This is a genomic window from Nocardioides dilutus (genome assembly GCF_054779555.1).
This window is the reverse complement of the sequence record NZ_BAAGYA010000002.1, coordinates 931413-948842: the sequence shown is the minus strand read 5'-3', so window position 1 is coordinate 948842 and position 17430 is coordinate 931413. Positions and strand designations below refer to the sequence as shown.

The window sequence follows — 17430 nt, the reverse complement described above, 5'->3', positions numbered from 1 at the left end:
CGCTCGGCCACGCGAGCCAGGGTTTCACCCAGTGGTCAGGCTGTCTGCGATCGCGAGCAGCGCGGCATCGAACGACGCGTCGCCCCAGACCCCGCCCAACCCGCCGGAGAACCACAGGTCGCCGCCAGCTGGGGCGAGCACGAACGCGGTCTGCCCATCGGTGACCACGCCCCCGTCCCCGTCGGGTATCACGGTGGCCTCGGTGTTGCTGCCACCCGTCTCGTTCATCAGCTCAGTGCAGTGCGCAGCCGAGTCGAACACCTCGTCAGCGCTCGATCCCCCGACCGTGCACTCCTCGTCGAAGACACCGCGCGTTGTCGACCGGTCATCGGCGTAGGCGAAGGTGTCCACGTAGAGGGATCCGACGTAGCCGGTCTCATCGGCTTCCGCGCCGAACGCCCCGTCGGGGAGCAGCAAGGTGCATTGGTTGCCGTCGAGCTCGTTGTTGGTGCTGTACTCCTCGTCGATGGTCAGGGTGCCGCCGTTGAGAAAGCTGGCGAAGGTGGCGTTCAGCTCGTCGACGGGCACCTGGTCACAGAGCTCCTCTGCTGCGGCTGGGGCCGCGGAGCCGGCGAACATGGCGTAGACGCCGCGCGCGATTCCGGCGATCTCGTCCTCGGTGAAGGTCACGCCGGCCTCTTGCGACTCGTAGGAGCCGGCGACGGTGGCGTAGCCGTCGACCAGCGGTCCGTAGCACGTCGAGCCGTAGGACCCGCTCTGCCCGCAGGTGAAGCCGTCGATGTCGTGAGCTCCGTCCAGGAGGAGCCCAGGCGCGTCGTCCTCCATGGTCTCCAACGTGAAGTCGGTGCTGAGGATCACGTAGATGCTGCGCGACCCGTCCCCCCGGTCTTCGTAGACGCCCGTGGCGACGCCTGCATCCCGGTCCTCGTCGACCTGGAGCAGGGACCACTCGTCAAACCCCTGTGCGAACGTCGCCTCGGCGAAGGCGAGCTGAGGCGGCACGTAGGAAGACTCGGCTGTCTCGCCCGACCCTGTGTCGTCGGACTCCGAGTCGCTGGAGCCGGCATCGGGTGAGCCGCAGGCAGCCATCCAGCCGAACGCCGTGGCTACCAGGACGAGGCGCAGTGAACGCCGACGGGTCATGGCCGGCGACACCCGCGGATCCTGCGCACCTACTGCCTCGCCAGCCGGATCGTCTGTGGCCCGACGTCCATCAGCATGGAGTCGTCGCCGTCGAAGGTGACGGTGTAGGAGGCCTGGTTGGGCGGTTGCCGGACCACGAGTGTGTAAGCGCCATCAGTGCTGGTTTCGCCGAGGGTGCAGGAAGCGGCGCCGCCGATGTCCAGCGGTTCACCGTTGTTGTAGTACATGCCCGAGCAGGTGCCGTCCTCGTCGATGGTCTTGAGTCCGCTGCCGTCGTCGGGCGCCCAGACACCTGCGATGTCCGGCGCGGAGTCGCTGCAGCCCGCAGTGGTGATCGCGGCCAGCAGGATGATCGTGAGGAGTCCCCCAGTCCGGTGGGCGGGGCGGTTCACTGCCATTCGAGCACCGTCTCCTCCACCGACGAGTCCAGACTGCTCAGGGCCGCGAGCACGTCGTGCTTAAGGGCGCGCATGGCACTCACCTCAGCCACGACGCCGTCAATGGTGGTCACGTCAGCGAACCCCAGGAGCACTCCTCGCTGCTCCTCCCCGTTGGGGTCCTGAGTCGTCACGATGGCGGCGTGGGCGCGGAAGGCCGTCATGGCCTTCGTCCCGTGTGCCCACACGACCTCTGACGAGGTGACGCGCTCGCGGTAGGTCGAGCCCACACCGACCAGGCGCGGCGAGTCGGCCGCCTTCACCCCGGCGACCAGCGCGTCGATGACGCGCGCGTCCGGAGCGTCGATGCCGTAGAAGAACTGGGTGTTGGCATAGGCGACGCCCTCGGCGTGGGTGCCCGCGTGGACCTTCCGGTTGACCGCCCCCACGGCGGACCCGACGACCCTGTCCTTCAGCTGCGTCACGGCGTACACGACGGCGACGATGGCCGCGAAGACCAGGAGGCCGAGCACGGCTTCCATGACTACTACTGCCGCCTGTCCCGGAGCTTCTTGCCGTACCCGAGGATGGCGACACCGGCGATGAGCATGGCTCCCGAGAACAAGAACAGCCCGGTGCTCGTGGTCCCGATCAGCGCCGGCATGCCTCCGAAGACGGCAACCGCGGCCCCGACTGCCATGACGATCTGATACTGCTCCATACCCTCATCCCCCGTCTGGGTCGCCCATCGCGACAAGTGGGCCAATATTCGACAGTGGTGGGAGCCGATCCCTACCGTTTCCAGATTCGTCCCGATCTGAAAACGGGTGCGTAAGCTCGGGGACCCGAGGGGAAGGTGGCGATGGCTCCGGCAGCGAAGCAGGGGACGCTCGATGACGAGACACCGCTCAACGGGCCGCGCGTCGACGTCGCCGTCCGGATGGGCTGGGTGCTTCGGATGGCGCGGCTCGCGGCTTCGGACGCCGGTCCCCTGAAGCTGGATGACATGGCGTCGCGGACGGGATCGAACACCACCCGCCTGCACCGCCTCGAGACCGGCCGGCTCCGCGAGGGTCGGCTCATCGACGCCTACGAGCGTGCGCTCGAGCTGCCGGCCGGTGCACTGCGGGCACCGATCGACGTGACCTGTCGCGGCTTCCCCTACTCTCCCCCGGAGAGGGATCCGGGGCCGTCGGTCACATCGGTGCGTGAGATGTCGGGGCTGACCGACCTGGTGTCTCGCTCAGGTGCGACCGGCGGGCAGTGGCTCGCCTGGGCTCGCGCCCTCGCCCAGCCGGGCGCCATCGGGCTGCCGGTTTCACTGGCCGGCGAGCTGATCCGGTCGTTGACGAGTGAGCTGGCGCGATCGGTCGCGCACGCCTACCCCACTCGTTACGAGGCCCTGTCCCTGTTGCGGTGCAGTGCCTACGGTGACCTCGTCCTGGACGTCGCCAAGGAAGTCGTGAGCGACCCACACGTGCAGGTCCTCTACGACCTGATGAGCGCCGTCGGTGAGGCACCCACCGACGACGCGATCAGCTGGTGCCTCCAGCTTCTCGACCAGGAACGCGAGCCCCTGGTGGTCGGCGGCGCGCTGGCGCTGGAGAACATGGCCGAGGTCTCAGGGCGGCCCGACTTCTGGGTCGAGCTGATCGACAGGCTCGTCGACGCCGCGGACCGGCATCGGGAGGGCTCGGTCCAGCACCACTGGCTCTCCCACCTGCTACGGCTGGTGCCACGTCACCTCATGAAGCGATCCGGACGACGACCAAGGCGGCCGCTCGCACCCGCCGCGGACATGCCCGACTGGTCTCGCACCCGCCTCAACAAGCACTGGTCGGACTGCCAGGCCAGGGCTCATGCGGTCACCGACGCCCTCGGTCTCCCAGACCAACCGGTCCTGGCTCGCCTCCTCTTCGACATCGCGATCGGCCCTCACGAGAGCCGGGCCGTCACCTCCTACATGCTGCTCGGCGCCCTCCCACATCTCCGCCAGCCCATCGGCGAGCACGTCGCCGACATCGCCGAGACCCACCCCGACCCTGTGGTCCGCGGGAGAGCAGCAAGACGCCTGGCCGGCACCCTCCACGGGGACCACTCCGCGATCGCCCGGCGCTGGATCACCGAGGGGTCCCCACAAGCGCGGGACCGTGGGTTCGTGCTCGCCGGAGCAGCCGGGGACCACCTCCCCGAACCACTGATCCGCTACGCCCTCGCGAACGGCTCCATCGGCCCCGCGCTCTACGCCGCAGGAATGGCGGAGCACTCCTGTCTGCGCTCGCTCGCCGCCAGTCGCTCGCTCGGCCCCGAGGTCCGGGGAGGCGCCCGCTGGTGGATCAGCCAAGGCGGCCGCGTCGCAAGGTAGGGCAAGCCCTGTGCGGCGCGACCGGTCACCTGACGGGCTGCTACGGGAGCAGAGCCTGCATGGTCGTGATCTCTTCGGTCTGGGCCAGTTCGACCTGCACGGCGAGGGCGATCGCACCGGCGTTCAGGCCGTCCGCCTGCTCGGTCTGTGCCATCTCGATGGCGCCCTGGTGGTGGGCGATCATCATGGTCAGGAACATCTGGTCGAACTCGGCGCCGGAGGCGTTCATGAGGTCGTCCATCTGCTGGGTGCTCATCATCCCCGGCATCGAGCCGGACATGTCCATTCCGCCGTGGTCGCCCGGAATCGGCTCCCCCCAAGCCGTGAGCCAGGCCGACATCTGCTGGATCTCCGGGTCCTGGGCGTCCTTGATCTGCGCGCCCAGGTCCTTGACCTGCGCGCTCTCGGCGCGTGCTTCAGCGAGCTCGGCCATCTCCACGGCCTGACGGTGATGGGTGATCATGTCGGTCGCGAACCTCACGTCGGCGTCGTTGAACTCCGATGCGTCGCTGCTCGAGTCCGTCGCCGACGACGAGGACAAGTTCGGACCCATTCCTGGGATGTCACCTGTCGGCTCGTCGTCACCACAGGCGGAGAGGGTGAGGACTGCGGCGGCGGACTCGACAGTGCTCGTTCCGTCCTGAGGCAGGCGTGAGGGTTGCATGAAGGTTTGACGAAGGGTCTCGCCGACGTGACCCGCTAGCAGCTCTCAAGCGAGCTCTCGGAGGGATCGCGGAGGAGATTGTGTAGCCAAGGTCGTAGCGCCTCCCATCGATCCGTCACTCACGACGACGTCATATGGGCTCATTCCCCGAGTAGTGTCGATCTGTCGTCGGTAGTCTCGAGTCGTGACGGGCGAGTCACTTGGCATGTTCGAGGCGATCTACTCCGGGGCCGAGGCCGGTGCCGCGAGGCCGCCGTGGGACTACGGTGCTGCCCGGCCGCAGCTCGTGGAGTGGGCCGAGGCGCAGGACCTTGTGGGAGATGGACGCGGCGCGCTGGTGGTCGGGTGCGGCTACGGAGCCGACGCCGAGTTCCTTGTATCGCTGGGATTCCGCACCACCGGGTTCGACTTCGCGCCGACTGCAGTTGCCGCAGCGAGGCGGAAGCATCCAGCCACCCAGGTGACCTACCTCGTTGCCGACGTCCTGGACCTGCCTCGTGAGTGGCAGGGCCGGTTCGACCTGGTCGTCGAGAGTCTCACCGTGCAATCGATGCCGCCCGAGCAGCACACCGTCGCGGCCCGGAACATTGCCGGGCTGGTCGCTCCGCAAGGCACGCTGCTGGTACTGGCCACCACCCGCGAGGAGGACTCCGAGGTGACGGGACCGCCCTGGCCACTGACCCGTTCCGAGGTCGAAGCGTTTGCGACCGGCGACCTCGTCCTGCACCGGCTCGAACGGATCGAGAACGGGACCTGGTGGAGAGCCGAGCTGACGCGCGGAGCAGAGGGCTCGACGAGGCTCTCGTCCTAGTCGGGTCCGTCCCACGGGGTCGCTCGCTGCGACTTGCCATTGCAGTACGTTCATAATAGTATGGTCGTAATGCTATGACTCAGCAAGCCGTCTGGAAGGAGACGACCCTGATGGCGCGATACAGCCCGGAGCACAAGGAAGCGACCCGGCGTCGGATGATTGAGACCGCCGGGCGCCGGTTCAAGAGCGACGGCATCGACGGCTCCGGCATCGCCACGCTGGTCGCGGACGCCGGCCTGACCAACGGGGCCTTCTACGGCCACTTCGCATCGAAGGACGACCTGGTCGCCACAGTGGTGGCGCAGCAGCTGGCCGAGCAGGTCGCCGTCGTCAACTCCCTGCCTGCCGGCCCCGCGTCGCTCGAGGCCTACCTCCGCGAGTACCTCTCCGCCGCACACCGCGACAATCCCGCCGCCGGCTGCCCCTCGGCCGCCCTTCTGGACGAGATCGGCCGCTGCGGCGAAAACACTCGACACGCCTATACCGACGGTGCCCGCTCGATGATCGAGGCGATCTCACGCCGCCTTGAGGACGGCGACGCCCAGCAGACCGACGAGCGCGCGATCGGCATCTTCACGCTCCTGGTCGGCTCCCTGCAGCTGGCTCGCGCCGTCATCGACACCGACCTATCCGACCGCATCCTCGCCGCCGCCTACACCCAAGCCATGAACATCGCGGGAACCCGTCCGGGTCCCGCGACAACACCCACCCAGGGGTCACCATGAAAGCCTTCGTCGTCGCCCACTACCATCCGGACGGACTCGAGGCAGCCGATGTCCCGGCGCCGACGGCCGGACCGCGCGACGTCCTGGTCGACGTCCGCGCCGCGAGCATCAACCCGCTCGACAACAAGGTCCGCGACGGGGAGTTCAAACAGCTGCTGAAGTACAAGCCGCCCTTCACCCTCGGCCACGACGTCTCCGGCGTGATCACCCAGGTCGGATCGGAGGTCCGTGACTTCCAGGTCGGCGACGAGATCTACGCCCGGCCGCGCGACCTGCGCATCGGAACCTTCGCCGAGCAGATCGCCATCGACTCCGACGACATCGCCCTCAAGCCGACGTCGTTGTCGTTCGAGGAAGCCGCCGCCGTACCCCTGGTCGCGCTCACCGCATGGCAGGCCATGGTCGACCGGGCCGACGTCAGGCCCGGCCAGAAGGTCCTGGTGCATGCCGGCGCAGGCGGCCTCGGCTCCACCGCCATCCAGGTCGCCAAGCACCTCGGGGCTCACGTCGCCACCACCGCCGGCACCAAGGACATCGAGAAGGTTCGCGCGCTCGGTGCCGACGAGGTCGTCGACTACACCAGCACCGACTTCGCCGACGTCCTGTCCGGCTACGACGTCGTGCTCGACTCGCTCGGACCCGTCAGCCTCGAGAAGTCATTGACCGTCCTGAAGCCGGGCGGTCTGGCCATCAGCGTGGTCGGGCCGCCCGACCCCGACTTCGCGGCCCAACTGGGTCAACCGCTCCTCAAGCCTGTCCTGGCGCTGATGAGCCGCAGGATCCGATCCCGCGCCAAGAAGCTCGGCGTGCGCTACTCGTTTCTCCTCATGGAAGCGAATGGCACCCAGCTCAAGACCCTCGCCGCGCTCTACCAGGACGGCAGGCTCCAGCCGGTTCTCGACCGAGCCTTCCCCTTCGACCGGACGCTCGACGCCATGGCCTACGTCGAGCAGGGCAGGGCCGCCGGCAAGGTCGTGGTGACGCGATGACGACGTCGATCCGGTCCACGGCGGACTAGCCACGACGCCCGGGCGTCTCTGGAAGTCGACGGCACCCCGGCAGCAGCGCATCAGCAAGACCTCATCCACCAACGAAACGAGAACTGTCATGAGCACCACCAGCAACGGGCCGGTCGTCACGTCGTACGCCCAGGCCCCGGCCCGCACAGTCAGCGCTGGAGGCGTCACCTACGCCTACCGGGAGCTGGGACCGAAGGGCGGCATCCCGGTCGTCTTCTTCGTGCACCTCGCCGCAACCCTCGACAACTGGGACCCCCGCATCATCGACCCCATCGCACAGAACCGACACGTCATCACCTTCGACCAGCGCGGCGTCGGCGCCTCGACGGGCCAGGTGCCCGCCACGCTCGAGGAGGCCGCCGACCACGCCTACGAGTTCATCACCGCACTCGGCTTCGACAAGATCGACGTCTTCTCGTTCTCGATGGGCGGCATGATCGCCCAGGACCTCATCGTCAAGCATCCCGACCTGGTCCGCCGGCTCGTCCTGACCGGCACCGGGCCACGTGGCGGCAAGGACATGGACAAGGTCGTCGGCGTGACCTACTTGGACATCCTCCGCGCGACCCTGACGCGATCGGACCCCAAGGAGTTCCTCTTCTTCAACCGCGACGCCACGGGCAAGGCCGCCGGGAAGGCGTTCGTCAACCGGCTCCAGGAGCGCACCGTCGACCGCGACAAGGACATCACCCTCAAGGCACTCCGCACCCAGCTGAAGGCGATCCAGGGGTTCGGCCGATCCGCCCCCGCCGACCTCTCGACGTTCACCCAGCCCACCCTGATCGCCAACGGCGACCACGACCGCATGGTCCCCACCGTCCTGTCCGAGGACCTGCACCGCCGCATCAAGGGCAGCCAGCTGATCATCTACCCCAACTCCGGGCACGGTGGCATCTTCCAGTTCCACGAGGAGTTCGCTCCGGTAGCCACCGAGTTCCTCGCCAGCTGAGGCCCGGACTCACCGACCCCGGACCCACCGCACGCCGCGGTGCATCGAGTCGAAGCCAAAACGTGTCAGCGGGGCTCTCGCCCGCATGCCGTCATAGGCGAGCGCCGCTCAGGCTTCTGTGGCGTGACGGTGCTGGGCTGCGAGGCGTACGCCGGCGTTGGGTGCGCCGTACCCGTCGTAGCCGCCTCGGCGTTGCACGACCTCGAAGAAGACGTTGCCGACGGTGGCGGTGTAGAAGTGGGTGAAGTCGCCGGTGGCGTCCCGGTCGTGGAGCAGGCCGAGCTCGGCCATCACGTCGACCTCGGCTGACGAGAGGTCGAAGCGGGCGACCAGGTCCTCGTAGTAGTTGTCGGGGATGGCGAGCGGGACCAAGCCTCGTTCGACGGCGCGGCGGGCGACGGTGACGACGTCCTCGGTGGCGAAGGCGACGTGCTGGGGGAAGCCCGAGGTGCGGTCCCAGGACAGTGGGGCAACGTTGAGCGCGAGCCGACAGCCGCCCGAGGCGGAGCGGACGACCTGGCTGCGGACCAGGCCGCGCAGCGAGGGCACCTCCTGGCCGGCGGAGGGCGTCAGGCCCAGGACGCTGCTATAGAACAGCACGGCCTCGTCGAAGCTCTGCCAGGGCTCGGTCAGATTGACGTGGTCGATCCCCGTCAGCAGGGACTCCTCCTCCGGCGCATGACCGCCCTCGAACTCGGGGACCCAGGTGGCGTCGCCGCCGGTCTCGGCCACCGGCCCCAGGAACACCTCGGTGCCGTCCGGGGCGCGGAAGGCGGGCAGCTCCTGCTCCTGGGCGAGGGTACGGCGGTAGACCGCCGACGCCTGGAGCGCGCGAGCCCGGGCCGCCGAGTCGGCCGGGTCCTCCACCTCGAACCCGACGGCGGCCAGCGTCGGAGACCGGTCCCGTGCGTGCTGCTCGTCCCGACGACCAGCCCCGGGTGCTGCTCCCCACCGAGCTGGTGCTGCGCGCATCCACGGGACCCTGCCCGTAGCCGGCGCCCACCACGTGGGAAGACCTGCTTGCCTCACGTCCCATGCGAACTCTCGTCGATGCGGCTCGGAGGGGCCTCGCGACAGGGCTTCGGGCCGGTCCGGCTGTCGGATCAGACCTCAAATGGTTTCAGGCTCGGAGATCTTCGCGATCAGCCGCATGCTGACCTGCCAGGGTCTGGTCGTGCCGGAACCCGGAGTAGATCAGGACCCAGTCACGTCCTCGGCTGCGTCGTGGTGATGAAGTCGGCGACGAGACTGGCGAACAGCTCGGGGCTGTCCTCGTGGGGATAGTGACCGGCGCCGGAGACGAGCTCGAACCGGCAGCCGGGGACGAGATCGGCAGCGGCGCGACCGTGGCTGCTCGGGATCATCCGGTCCTTCTCGCCCCACACGATCAGCGTGGGCAGGCCGTCGGCGAGGTGGAGCCGCTCGGTGGCGTTGATGCCCTGCCCACCGGGTTCGATGACCGCGTTGATGGTGGCCAGGAAGGACCGGCGGGTCTCGGGGTCGTCGAGGGTCGCCATCTGCCGGACCATGTAGGGCAGGTCGTTCCAGGCCAGAGCGGCCAGCGGTCGGACGAACCTGCCGGCGGCGGCCACGTGTCGCTGGTGCTGGAGCTTGGCAGCACCCGCGAGCGCCAGACCGGCGCCGGGCACCGACAGCGCTCGCAGCATGGGTGTGACCTCCCGCCCCAGCCCGCCGCTGCTCACCAGGACCAGTCGCTCACAGCGTTCGGGGAACTGGTACATGAACTGCATGGCGATCCCGCCACCGAGAGAGTGCCCGACGATGGTGGCCGTCTTGACACCGAGTTCGCCGAGGATGTCGCGGACCGACGAGGCCATCGATCCGAGCGAGTAGTCGCCGCGCATCCGAGATGACGACCCGTGACCGGGCAGGTCCACGGCGATGACGTCGCAGGTCCCGGCCAGGTCGTCGAACACCGGATCCCAGGTCTCGAGCGAGCCGGCCATGCCGTGGATCAGGACGACCGACGGTCCGGTGCCTGCGCGTCGTACGGCGAGATGCCGACCGTGCCAGGGCAGGAGCTCGAGTGTCGCGTGCGCCATATGTCGCCTCATGGTGTTGTCAAGACAGAAGAGCCGGGTTGTGGTGACCCACGAACCCGGCTCTGACCTGCTGTTTCGATTTGTAGCGGGGGCAGGATTTGAACCTGCGACCTCTGGTCGCCATCGGGGACATCGCAACTACTACGGAGTCGGGCCGGAAGCTACCGATTCACGCGGTGTGGTGAGGGATTCGCCCTCGCTTCCAGTCTCAGGATACCCGTCGCGTACCGAGTGGGAGGACCCAAATCTGGACCGTAGATGGACCCTATTCAAATCCCGTCCGGGAGGCGCACTGGCCACACGGCTCGTACGTTCAGTGGCGATCGGGGCGCCAGGACACAGCTTGGACCCAAGTCGAATCGGTGGCTGGCTGGCGTGCGACCTTGACCTGCCACACCCGCCGCGAGGGACCTCATCGGCGAGCCAATCATCATCACAGACCAAAGCACGACCCGTGCCGGACGGCCCCGAGCAGATCTGCTTCGTGGGGGGTTCGCCGGATGTGGTGCGCTCTGGACGCCGACATGCTGCGGAGGTCCTCACCGATCACCCATGAACGGAGACCCCAATGAACGCGGAGACAAACAAGCAGATTGTCCGCTCCTTCCTGCAGAGTGCCGACGATGGCGATTTCGAGGCGTGGCGCGCGATCGCATCTCCCGATCTTGTCGCGAGCGCCAACGGGGGCGACCCCATGAACCGTGACGAGTTCGAGGGCATGGTGCACGGCATCCTCGGAGGCTTCTCCAACGGCCGACACATCATCGAGTCCCAAGTGGCCGAGGGCGACACTGTCGCCACCCGTCTCACCTGGACCGCGCTGCACACCGGCGACTTCAACGGTGTAGCGGCCAGCAACCGGCCGGTCCGAATCTGCGGTGATGCCTTCGACCGCATCGAGGACGGCCGGCTCGTCGAGCATCACGCCCAGTTCGACCTGATGGGACTGATGGTGCAGATCGGCGCCGTGCCGGTCCCCGCCTGACCATCTGCCGTCCGACGCCGGGTGGTGCAGCCATGCTTGACGCGGTCGGCGTTCTTCGTTGGACTGGCGATCCGAGCTGAACGGATTCCCGATGGACGCTTCGCCGGTGCGCTTGGCGCACGTGTTGGACTCGCTGGCACTGGCAATCGAGCTGGGTCTCGGAGTGCCGGCTCAGACGATCCACCGGACAGCGATTGTCTCGGCGCGGCTTGGCCGCGGGGCGGGTCTCGACGAGCAGGACGTGGTCGCGGCGTACTACCTCGCGATCCTGTGCTACGTCGGCTGCACCACGACCTCGCACGAGACCTCCAAGGCCGTGGACGAGCTCGGGCTGGGGGCCCTTCTGGTCACCACCGACGAGGAGTTCTTGCCCGAGTTGGAGCGCGCCCTGGCTGCGACCTTGCCTGCACCCGAGGCACGCGCCGCCGCACGGTCGATGGCGGAGTGGTTCGCGGGCCCCGCGATGGGACCGCACCACCGGAACCACTGCGAGGCGGCTGAGCTGATGGCGAAGCGCCTTCAGCTCGGACCTCGCGTGGTGGACGGGCTGACTCACGTCTACGAGCGCTGGGACGGCATGAGCACTCAGCGGCTCGCCGCCGGCGAGGCCATCAGCCTGCCGATGCGGGTGGTGCACGTGGCCTGGGTCATCGGTCAGGAAAGCATCACCCGGGAGGCGGGCGAGATCGCACGGCGACTTCGGCTGCGGGCGGGCCGGTCCCTCGATCCCGCCCTGACGGCCCTCGCCGCTGACGACCTCGGTCACCTGCTCTCGGACCTCGACCAGGGTGACCTCGGGCCGATGCTGCTGGACGCCGAGCCCGGACATCCGATCTTGCTGTCCGGCGCACACGTAGACCACGCGTTGACGTGCATCGCTGACTTCGGCGACCTCAAGTCCCCCCACATGGTCGGCCACTCCCGACGCGTGGCCGACGTGGCGCAGCGGGCGGCCCGCGCCGCGAGCATGTCACCCGACGACGTCGACCTGGTGACCCGCGCCGCGTTGGTCCACGACGTCGGTCGGGTCGGCCTCCAGTCCAGCCTGCTGGCGAAAGCGGGCCCGCTGTCCCGGTCCGAACACGAGCGGATCAGGCTGCACAGCTACTTCACCGAGCGGATCTTCGCGGGCAACCCGGTGCTGGCGCCTGTCGGCGCGCTCGGCGCCGCACACCACGAGCACCTCGACGGGTCCGGCTACCACCGCGGGCTCCAGGCGTCCGGGCTGGCAGCACCCGCCCGGCTACTCGCGGCCGCGAACTCGTGGTGCTCGCTGACCGAAACCCGACCCCACCGCCAGGCGCTCACCCAGCCAGAAGCCTGCGACGCCCTGCGTGCGCAGGTGAACGAGGGGCTGCTCGACCTCAACGCCGTCGAGGCGGTCACCGCGTCGGTCGGGCAACGCGGGCGCTGGACCAGGCGCTCCTCGAGCATCGCGTTGACCGAGCGCGAGGTCCAAGTCTTGCGCCTGGTGGCCCGGGAGCAGACCAATCCCGCCATCGCCGGAGCGCTCGGGATTTCCAGCAAGACCGTCGAGCGGCACGTCACGCACATCTACCAGAAGATCGGTGTCTCGTCGCGGGCCGGCGCGGCCGTCTACGCGCTGGAGAACGGACTCATGTGAATGGCGGCGATCGAGCGAGACCGACATCGAAGCACGTCACTCCACCTCGAGGATCGCCTTGAGATTGGCCAGGTCCTTGCGGTTCGCACGCCGCATCGCCATCGACATGACGGGCGCGGCAACGGTGGAGAACCCGGCAGGTTCGCCGGCGTTGCGCAGCTTCATCCGGGTGCTGTTCGGAGACTCCTCGGCCCAGGTATACGTCGTCTCCATCGGAAACGGGCCCTCCTGGGTGCGCATCACCAGCCGCTGGCCGGGCGTGTGTAGGGCGATCTCGTAGGTGTAGGCGAGCCGCCTTCCGAGGAACTGGGCGACAAACGCCACGAGGCTCCCCTGCTGGAGCGGCGGCGCGGTCTTCCACTCGACAGACCTGATGTTGGCGTACCATCTGGGCGCGTTATCGGGGTCGGCAGCGTAGGCCGACACCTCGCTGACGGGCCGGTCGATGACAATCTCGGTGGTCACGTCGACCTTCACGATGCTGCTCCTTCGACGGGTGACCGTCAGCCGAGGGCCGGGCCCGGGGTTCCGCCCTCTGCGTGAGCCTTGACTGTCTGCTGGATCAGCGCCCAGGTCTGGCTGGTGAAGGCCAGGTCGGTCTCGGGGTAGCCGTCCTCGAAGCCACGGTGCCGGAAGAGCAGGTTGGTGCCGCTCTCGGCACGGAGCGCCGGGCCGAGCTCCCACTCGAAGACCGAGCCGTTCCAGAACGGGAAGCCGGACTCGACGGTGTAGCGGATGCTCGTGCCGTCGACAACCTCCACGGCGCAGTCCAGGTCAACCGGGGCCATCGCGAACCCGAACCGTGCCCGGCCATCGGCAACCTCGCAGTCCGACGTCCAGACCGAGCGCATGCCCTCGGTCGTGCTCAGGATCTCGACGAGCTTGTCAGCCTCGGCCTCGACGTCCAACGCCAGGATCGTGGTGTCCACGGGTGTCTCCTCTTCGTGTGCGACCCGCCGCCGCGGATCATTGTTTAAGTAGAGACTTAAATATAGACTGAGGACCGACGACGACGCAACCCATCGACGAAGGCAGCAATGGACCCGCTCAAGGTCATCGCCGTGGAACGGCGCCGACAAATCCTCGAGATGATCTGGCGCGACGAGCTGTCCGCGGGCGAGATCGCGGCCCGCTTCGACGTGTCGTGGCCGGCGATCTCTCAACACCTCGGGGTACTCAAGGCGGCGGGGTTCGTGACCGAGCGGCGCGAGGGACGATCGCGTCTGTACCGTGCGAACCCGGAGGCGATGGGTCACCTGCGTGCCGTGATCGAATCCATGTGGCAGAGCCGGCTCGATGACCTGAAGGCCGTGGTCGAGGCAGAGCCGGGCAATCAGGAGGACCAGTGAACACAGTCCCGCTCGAGGTGACCACGCACATCGCAGCGCCCCCGGAGGTGGTGTGGCTCTACCTCACCGACCCCGCCCGCTACGCAGTGTGGATGGGCACCGAAGTCACCCTCTCCCCCACCCCGGGCGGCCTCTACAAGGTGCACATGCGCGAGGGCATCGAGGCACGGGGCGAGTTCGTCGAGCTCGACCCGCCCCATCGCCTGGTCTTCACCTGGGGGTGGCAGGACCATCCCGTCGTCCCGCCCGGCTCGACCACTGTCGAAGTCACCCTCGAGGCCACCGACGAGGGCACCCTCGTGCGCCTCACCCACCGCGGGCTCCCGGACCCCGAGTCCGTGGCTCACCACCGCCAGGGCTGGGAGAACTATCTCCCCAGGCTCGCGATCGCCGCGACCGGAGGTGCACCCGGCCCTGACCCGAACGCGGACATGACGCTCTAGTCGATGTCAGCGGTCCGCCCCGCAATGGACCCGAGTCCCCTCAGAGGACCCACCTAGTGCGAAGGCAGCTCGCCGGTGAGCCGGCCGTGCCGCTCTGCGCTGGACTCGTTGAGTCCGACGATCGCAACGGTCTTGCCCTTGCGCTCGTACTTTGTGGTGATGGCGTCCAGCGAGGCGACGGTCGAGGCGTCCCAGATGTGCGACTGAGACAGGTCGACGACGACGCGGTCGGGGTCATCGGCGTACTCGAACTGGGTGTACAGGTCGTTGCTGGAGGCGAAGAAGAGCTCGCCGGTAACGGTGTAGACCGCTGTCACTGTCCCGTCGGCGCTCTCGACGAGCTCGCGGTGGGTGTCGGTGAGGTGGGCGACCCGGCGGGCGAACAGGGTCATGGCGACCAGGACGCCGACCACGACGCCGATGGCTAGGTTGTGAGTGCCCACGCTCACGGCGACGGTGGAGACCATCACCAGGGTCTCGGACTTCGGCATCCTGCGCAGGGTCGCGGGCTGGACGCTGTGCCAGTCGAACGTGCCCACGCTGACCATGATCATCACCGCGACCAGGGCGGCCATCGGGATCAGGGCGACCACGTCGCCGAACCCGACCACCAGGATCAGCAGGAAAACGCCGGCGAGGAAGGTCGAGATCCGGGTACGGGCGCCGGAGGCCTTCACGTTGATCATGGTCTGGCCGATCATCGCGCAGCCACCCATGCCGCCGAAGAAGCCGGTGATGACGTTGGAGGCGCCCTGGCCCCACGCCTCGCGGGTCTTCTCGGAGTTGGTGTCGGTGATGTCGTCGACCAGCTTGGCGGTCAGCAGCGACTCCAGCAGCCCGACGAGAGCCATCGCGAGTGCGTAAGGGGCGATGACCTCCAGGGTGTGCAGGTTCAGCGGAACGTCGGGGATGAACAGTGACGGGAGGCTGTCCGGGAGCTCACCCTCGTCGCCGACGTTGGGCACGTTGAGCGCAGCCAGGAGGGTGAAGCCGGTCAGGGCCACGATGGCGACCAGAGGTGCCGGGACGACCTTGGTGACCTTCGGGAGCCCGACCATGACGGCGATGCCGACGGCGATCATCGGGTAGACCAGCCACGGCACGTCGACCATGTGCGGGACCTGGGCGAGGAAGATCAAGATCGCAAGGGCGTTGACGAAGCCGACCATCACCGAGCGTGGGATGAACCGCATCAGGCGGGCGACCCCGGCGAGGCCGAGCACGATCTGGAAGACACCCGCGAGAAGCACCGTGGCGATGAAGTAGTCCATCCCGTAGTTGCGGGCGACTGGCGCGATGACCAGTGCGATGGCCCCGGTGGCAGCGGAGATCATTGCGGGTCGACCACCGAGGAAAGCAATCGAGACCGCCATCGTGAATGAGGCGAAGAGTCCGACGCGTGGGTCGACGCCGGCGATGATCGAGAACGAGATGGCCTCGGGGATCAGGGCGAGCGCGACCACGAGACCGGCCAGCACCTCGGTGCGGAGCAGCTTGGGCGAGCGCAGGGCGGCGCGCACGGTGGGTTCGGGCGCGTGGGTCAGTGCGGTGCTCAAGAAGGGCTCCGTTCGTGGCAGCACGTCAACGTTCGTGACTGGCTCGGGCCAGGGCCGAACGACTTGGAATTGGGTGGGGAGGGTGCGCACCATGGAGCGCGCGAGCCGGCGTCCTCGCCAGCGGAAGTCTGCGCATCACCCTAACCTCACGTAACGTGAGGGTGGAAATCCGAGCGACGTGAGAGAGCCCACCCGTGACCAGGAAGTCCAGTCCCGACACAGTCCCTGAGGCGGCGGCACCGGCGGTCATGCAGATCGGTGAGGTCGCGGCCCGTACCGAGCTGTCGCTCCGGAGCCTGCGGCACTGGGAGGAGGTGGGACTCCTCAGGCCCTCGGGGCGCACCGAAGGCGGCTTCAGGCTGTACACCGCGGCGGACGTCGAGAAGATCCTGGTGATCCGCCGGATGAAGCCCCTTGGGTTCACCCTCGAGCAGATGCGTGCGGCCATGCGTGACATCGAGGCCCTACGCGACCAGGAGGTGACGGAGGGTCCCACCGAAGCACGTCAGCGCCTCGCAGGACTTCTCGAAGATGCAGCCGAACGCCGAGCCAAGCTCGACCGCCAACTCACCATGGCCGATGAGTTCATCAATGAGCTCGGGCGCGAACTGGCTGGAAGGATTGGGGCGAGGCGCTAGGTCTTCAGCCCCCGGCGTGCGAATTCAGTCGCCTCGTCGAGCAGGGTCGCCCACAGGTGGCGGTCCACGGTCGGGATCGCGACCCACTCGCGGAAGACCTTCCCTGCCGGGGCGAACGGGACACCGTGGCCGTGGTCGATGAGCTCGGTGACCCGCTCGCGCGGCAACTTCACGACCAGGCGGCGGGACTTGTCGTCGAAAGAGGCCAGGAACTTCCCGGCCAGTCGTACGCAGGGGTAGCCCATCATCGTCGCTCGGCCCACGGCGGGGTCGTAGAGCAGGTCGTCGGTGAGCTCGTCGTAGAGATCCCGAGCGTCGTCCCCGCCGGATGGCTCCGGCGAGGACGGGCTCGACACATCTCGCGACATCAGGCCGCCGGTGGGGTGAAGACGCCGAACTGGTTGCCGGCCGGGTCGCGTAGGTAGGCGAACGTCGGGGCACCGGGGCCGGGCTCGAGGTGCTTGCTCATCACCGTGCCGCCGAGTTGCTCAGCGTCGGCGCAGGTGGCCTCGACGTCAGCGACCAGGATGTAGAACACAGCGTGGTTGGGCACCTGGCCACCGGTCCCGAAGATGCCGCCCATCGGCTGCTCGGCACCGGACGCGGTGATGTTGCGGTAGTCCATGCCGCCGGAGGCGGCCGGGCCGTCGGCGTTGAAGGACCAGTCGAACAGGCTGCCGTAGAACTTCTCGGCTGCGTCGGGATCGCTGGTGGCGACCTCGAACCAGGCCAGGGCGCCGGGAGCGGGGTTGGTCATG

The 17430-nt window shown here is 68.1% G+C and carries 22 protein-coding genes; 10 read left to right on the top strand and 12 right to left on the bottom strand.

Translation table 11 applies throughout. From position 1 onward, the window contains the following. Positions 1-24: 24 nt before the first annotated feature. The 4 genes from ACYVC6_RS14235 to ACYVC6_RS14220 are packed head-to-tail and all read right to left on the bottom strand — an operon-like array spanning position 25 to position 2202. Positions 25-1116, bottom strand: coding sequence for a hypothetical protein (locus ACYVC6_RS14235; RefSeq protein ID WP_460715035.1), 1092 nt, complete (start codon positions 1114-1116; stop codon positions 25-27). A 17-nt stretch (positions 1117-1133) separates the two neighbouring features. Further along, entirely contained in the window at positions 1134-1502 is a 369-nt protein-coding gene (locus ACYVC6_RS14230) for a hypothetical protein (protein ID WP_460715034.1), read from the bottom strand. Continuing rightward, a complete protein-coding gene (locus ACYVC6_RS14225) occupies positions 1493-2023 on the bottom strand; it encodes a hypothetical protein (RefSeq protein ID WP_460715033.1) in 531 nt (176 codons plus the stop codon). The genes ACYVC6_RS14230 and ACYVC6_RS14225 overlap by 10 nt, the downstream gene beginning before the upstream one ends. A 5-nt stretch (positions 2024-2028) precedes the next feature. After that, on the bottom strand, positions 2029-2202 hold the full coding sequence (locus tag ACYVC6_RS14220; RefSeq protein WP_460715032.1) for a hypothetical protein: 174 nt from the start codon (positions 2200-2202) through the stop codon (positions 2029-2031). A 141-nt stretch (positions 2203-2343) separates the two neighbouring features. Here ACYVC6_RS14220 and ACYVC6_RS14215 point away from each other — a divergent pair, with 141 nt between their 5' ends. Continuing rightward, on the top strand, positions 2344-3846 hold the full coding sequence (locus ACYVC6_RS14215; protein ID WP_460715031.1) for a hypothetical protein: 1503 nt from the start codon (positions 2344-2346) through the stop codon (positions 3844-3846). A 40-nt stretch (positions 3847-3886) separates the two neighbouring features. Here ACYVC6_RS14215 and ACYVC6_RS14210 read toward each other — a convergent pair whose 3' ends face one another. Further along, positions 3887-4387 carry a DUF305 domain-containing protein gene (locus ACYVC6_RS14210; protein WP_460715030.1) on the bottom strand — a complete coding sequence of 167 codons (501 nt, stop codon included), beginning with the start codon at positions 4385-4387 and terminating at the stop codon, positions 3887-3889. A 307-nt stretch (positions 4388-4694) separates the two neighbouring features. Here ACYVC6_RS14210 and ACYVC6_RS14205 point away from each other — a divergent pair, with 307 nt between their 5' ends. The 4 genes from ACYVC6_RS14205 to ACYVC6_RS14190 all read left to right on the top strand — a co-directional run bounded on the left by ACYVC6_RS14205 (position 4695) and on the right by ACYVC6_RS14190 (position 8014). Beyond that, entirely contained in the window at positions 4695-5321 is a 627-nt protein-coding gene (locus ACYVC6_RS14205; RefSeq protein WP_460715029.1) for a class I SAM-dependent methyltransferase, read from the top strand. Positions 5322-5395: 74 nt separating this feature from the next. Further along, positions 5396-6046, top strand: a complete 651-nt coding sequence (locus ACYVC6_RS14200) for a TetR/AcrR family transcriptional regulator (RefSeq protein ID WP_460715028.1) — start codon at positions 5396-5398, stop codon at positions 6044-6046. Then, positions 6043-7035: an NADP-dependent oxidoreductase gene (locus tag ACYVC6_RS14195; protein ID WP_460715027.1), complete on the top strand. Its 993-nt coding sequence runs from the start codon at positions 6043-6045 to the stop codon at positions 7033-7035. Before ACYVC6_RS14200 ends, ACYVC6_RS14195 begins: the two co-directional genes overlap by 4 nt. 118 nt (positions 7036-7153) lie before the next feature. Next, a complete protein-coding gene (locus tag ACYVC6_RS14190) occupies positions 7154-8014 on the top strand; it encodes an alpha/beta fold hydrolase (RefSeq protein ID WP_460715026.1) in 861 nt (286 codons plus the stop codon). Between the two features lie 108 nt (positions 8015-8122). On the opposite strand, the gene ACYVC6_RS14185 is transcribed toward ACYVC6_RS14190, so the two are convergent. Both ACYVC6_RS14185 and ACYVC6_RS14180 read right to left on the bottom strand, forming a co-directional pair. Then, positions 8123-8986, bottom strand: coding sequence for a VOC family protein (locus ACYVC6_RS14185; RefSeq protein ID WP_460715025.1), 864 nt, complete (start codon positions 8984-8986; stop codon positions 8123-8125). Between the two features lie 233 nt (positions 8987-9219). Continuing rightward, positions 9220-10077, bottom strand: a complete 858-nt coding sequence (locus tag ACYVC6_RS14180; protein WP_460715024.1) for an alpha/beta fold hydrolase — start codon at positions 10075-10077, stop codon at positions 9220-9222. 568 nt (positions 10078-10645) lie between these two features. Between ACYVC6_RS14180 and ACYVC6_RS14175 the strand changes: the two genes are divergently transcribed. Both ACYVC6_RS14175 and ACYVC6_RS14170 read left to right on the top strand, forming a co-directional pair. Then, on the top strand, positions 10646-11062 hold the full coding sequence (locus tag ACYVC6_RS14175) for an ester cyclase (protein ID WP_460715023.1): 417 nt from the start codon (positions 10646-10648) through the stop codon (positions 11060-11062). A gap of 91 nt (positions 11063-11153) precedes the next feature. Continuing rightward, a complete protein-coding gene (locus tag ACYVC6_RS14170; protein WP_460715022.1) occupies positions 11154-12686 on the top strand; it encodes an HD domain-containing phosphohydrolase in 1533 nt (510 codons plus the stop codon). A gap of 36 nt (positions 12687-12722) precedes the next feature. Here ACYVC6_RS14170 and ACYVC6_RS14165 read toward each other — a convergent pair whose 3' ends face one another. Together ACYVC6_RS14165 and ACYVC6_RS14160 are read right to left on the bottom strand one after the other, a co-directional pair. After that, positions 12723-13163 (bottom strand): SRPBCC family protein, encoded by a 441-nt coding sequence (locus tag ACYVC6_RS14165; RefSeq protein WP_460715021.1) that lies wholly within the window; start codon positions 13161-13163, stop codon positions 12723-12725. A 26-nt stretch (positions 13164-13189) separates the two neighbouring features. Then, positions 13190-13615, bottom strand: a complete 426-nt coding sequence (locus tag ACYVC6_RS14160) for a hypothetical protein (RefSeq protein WP_460715020.1) — start codon at positions 13613-13615, stop codon at positions 13190-13192. A 108-nt stretch (positions 13616-13723) separates the two neighbouring features. Between ACYVC6_RS14160 and ACYVC6_RS14155 the strand changes: the two genes are divergently transcribed. Both ACYVC6_RS14155 and ACYVC6_RS14150 read left to right on the top strand, forming a co-directional pair. Then, positions 13724-14035, top strand: a complete 312-nt coding sequence (locus ACYVC6_RS14155) for an ArsR/SmtB family transcription factor (protein WP_460715019.1) — start codon at positions 13724-13726, stop codon at positions 14033-14035. Then, positions 14032-14478: an SRPBCC family protein gene (locus tag ACYVC6_RS14150; RefSeq protein WP_460715018.1), complete on the top strand. Its 447-nt coding sequence runs from the start codon at positions 14032-14034 to the stop codon at positions 14476-14478. The genes ACYVC6_RS14155 and ACYVC6_RS14150 overlap by 4 nt, the downstream gene beginning before the upstream one ends. A gap of 53 nt (positions 14479-14531) precedes the next feature. Here the strand turns inward: ACYVC6_RS14150 and ACYVC6_RS14145 are convergent, their stop codons facing one another. After that, positions 14532-16034 carry a SulP family inorganic anion transporter gene (locus tag ACYVC6_RS14145; RefSeq protein WP_460715017.1) on the bottom strand — a complete coding sequence of 501 codons (1503 nt, stop codon included), beginning with the start codon at positions 16032-16034 and terminating at the stop codon, positions 14532-14534. Between the two features lie 194 nt (positions 16035-16228). Between ACYVC6_RS14145 and ACYVC6_RS14140 the strand changes: the two genes are divergently transcribed. Continuing rightward, a complete protein-coding gene (locus tag ACYVC6_RS14140; RefSeq protein WP_460715016.1) occupies positions 16229-16672 on the top strand; it encodes a MerR family transcriptional regulator in 444 nt (147 codons plus the stop codon). On the opposite strand, the gene ACYVC6_RS14135 is transcribed toward ACYVC6_RS14140, so the two are convergent. Next, on the bottom strand, positions 16669-17028 hold the full coding sequence (locus ACYVC6_RS14135; RefSeq protein WP_460715015.1) for a hypothetical protein: 360 nt from the start codon (positions 17026-17028) through the stop codon (positions 16669-16671). The two genes, ACYVC6_RS14140 and ACYVC6_RS14135, sit on opposite strands and share 4 nt — an antisense overlap. Before the next feature lie 11 nt (positions 17029-17039). Continuing rightward, on the bottom strand, positions 17040-17429 hold the full coding sequence (locus tag ACYVC6_RS14130; RefSeq protein WP_460715014.1) for a VOC family protein: 390 nt from the start codon (positions 17427-17429) through the stop codon (positions 17040-17042). Position 17430 lies beyond the last annotated feature (1 nt).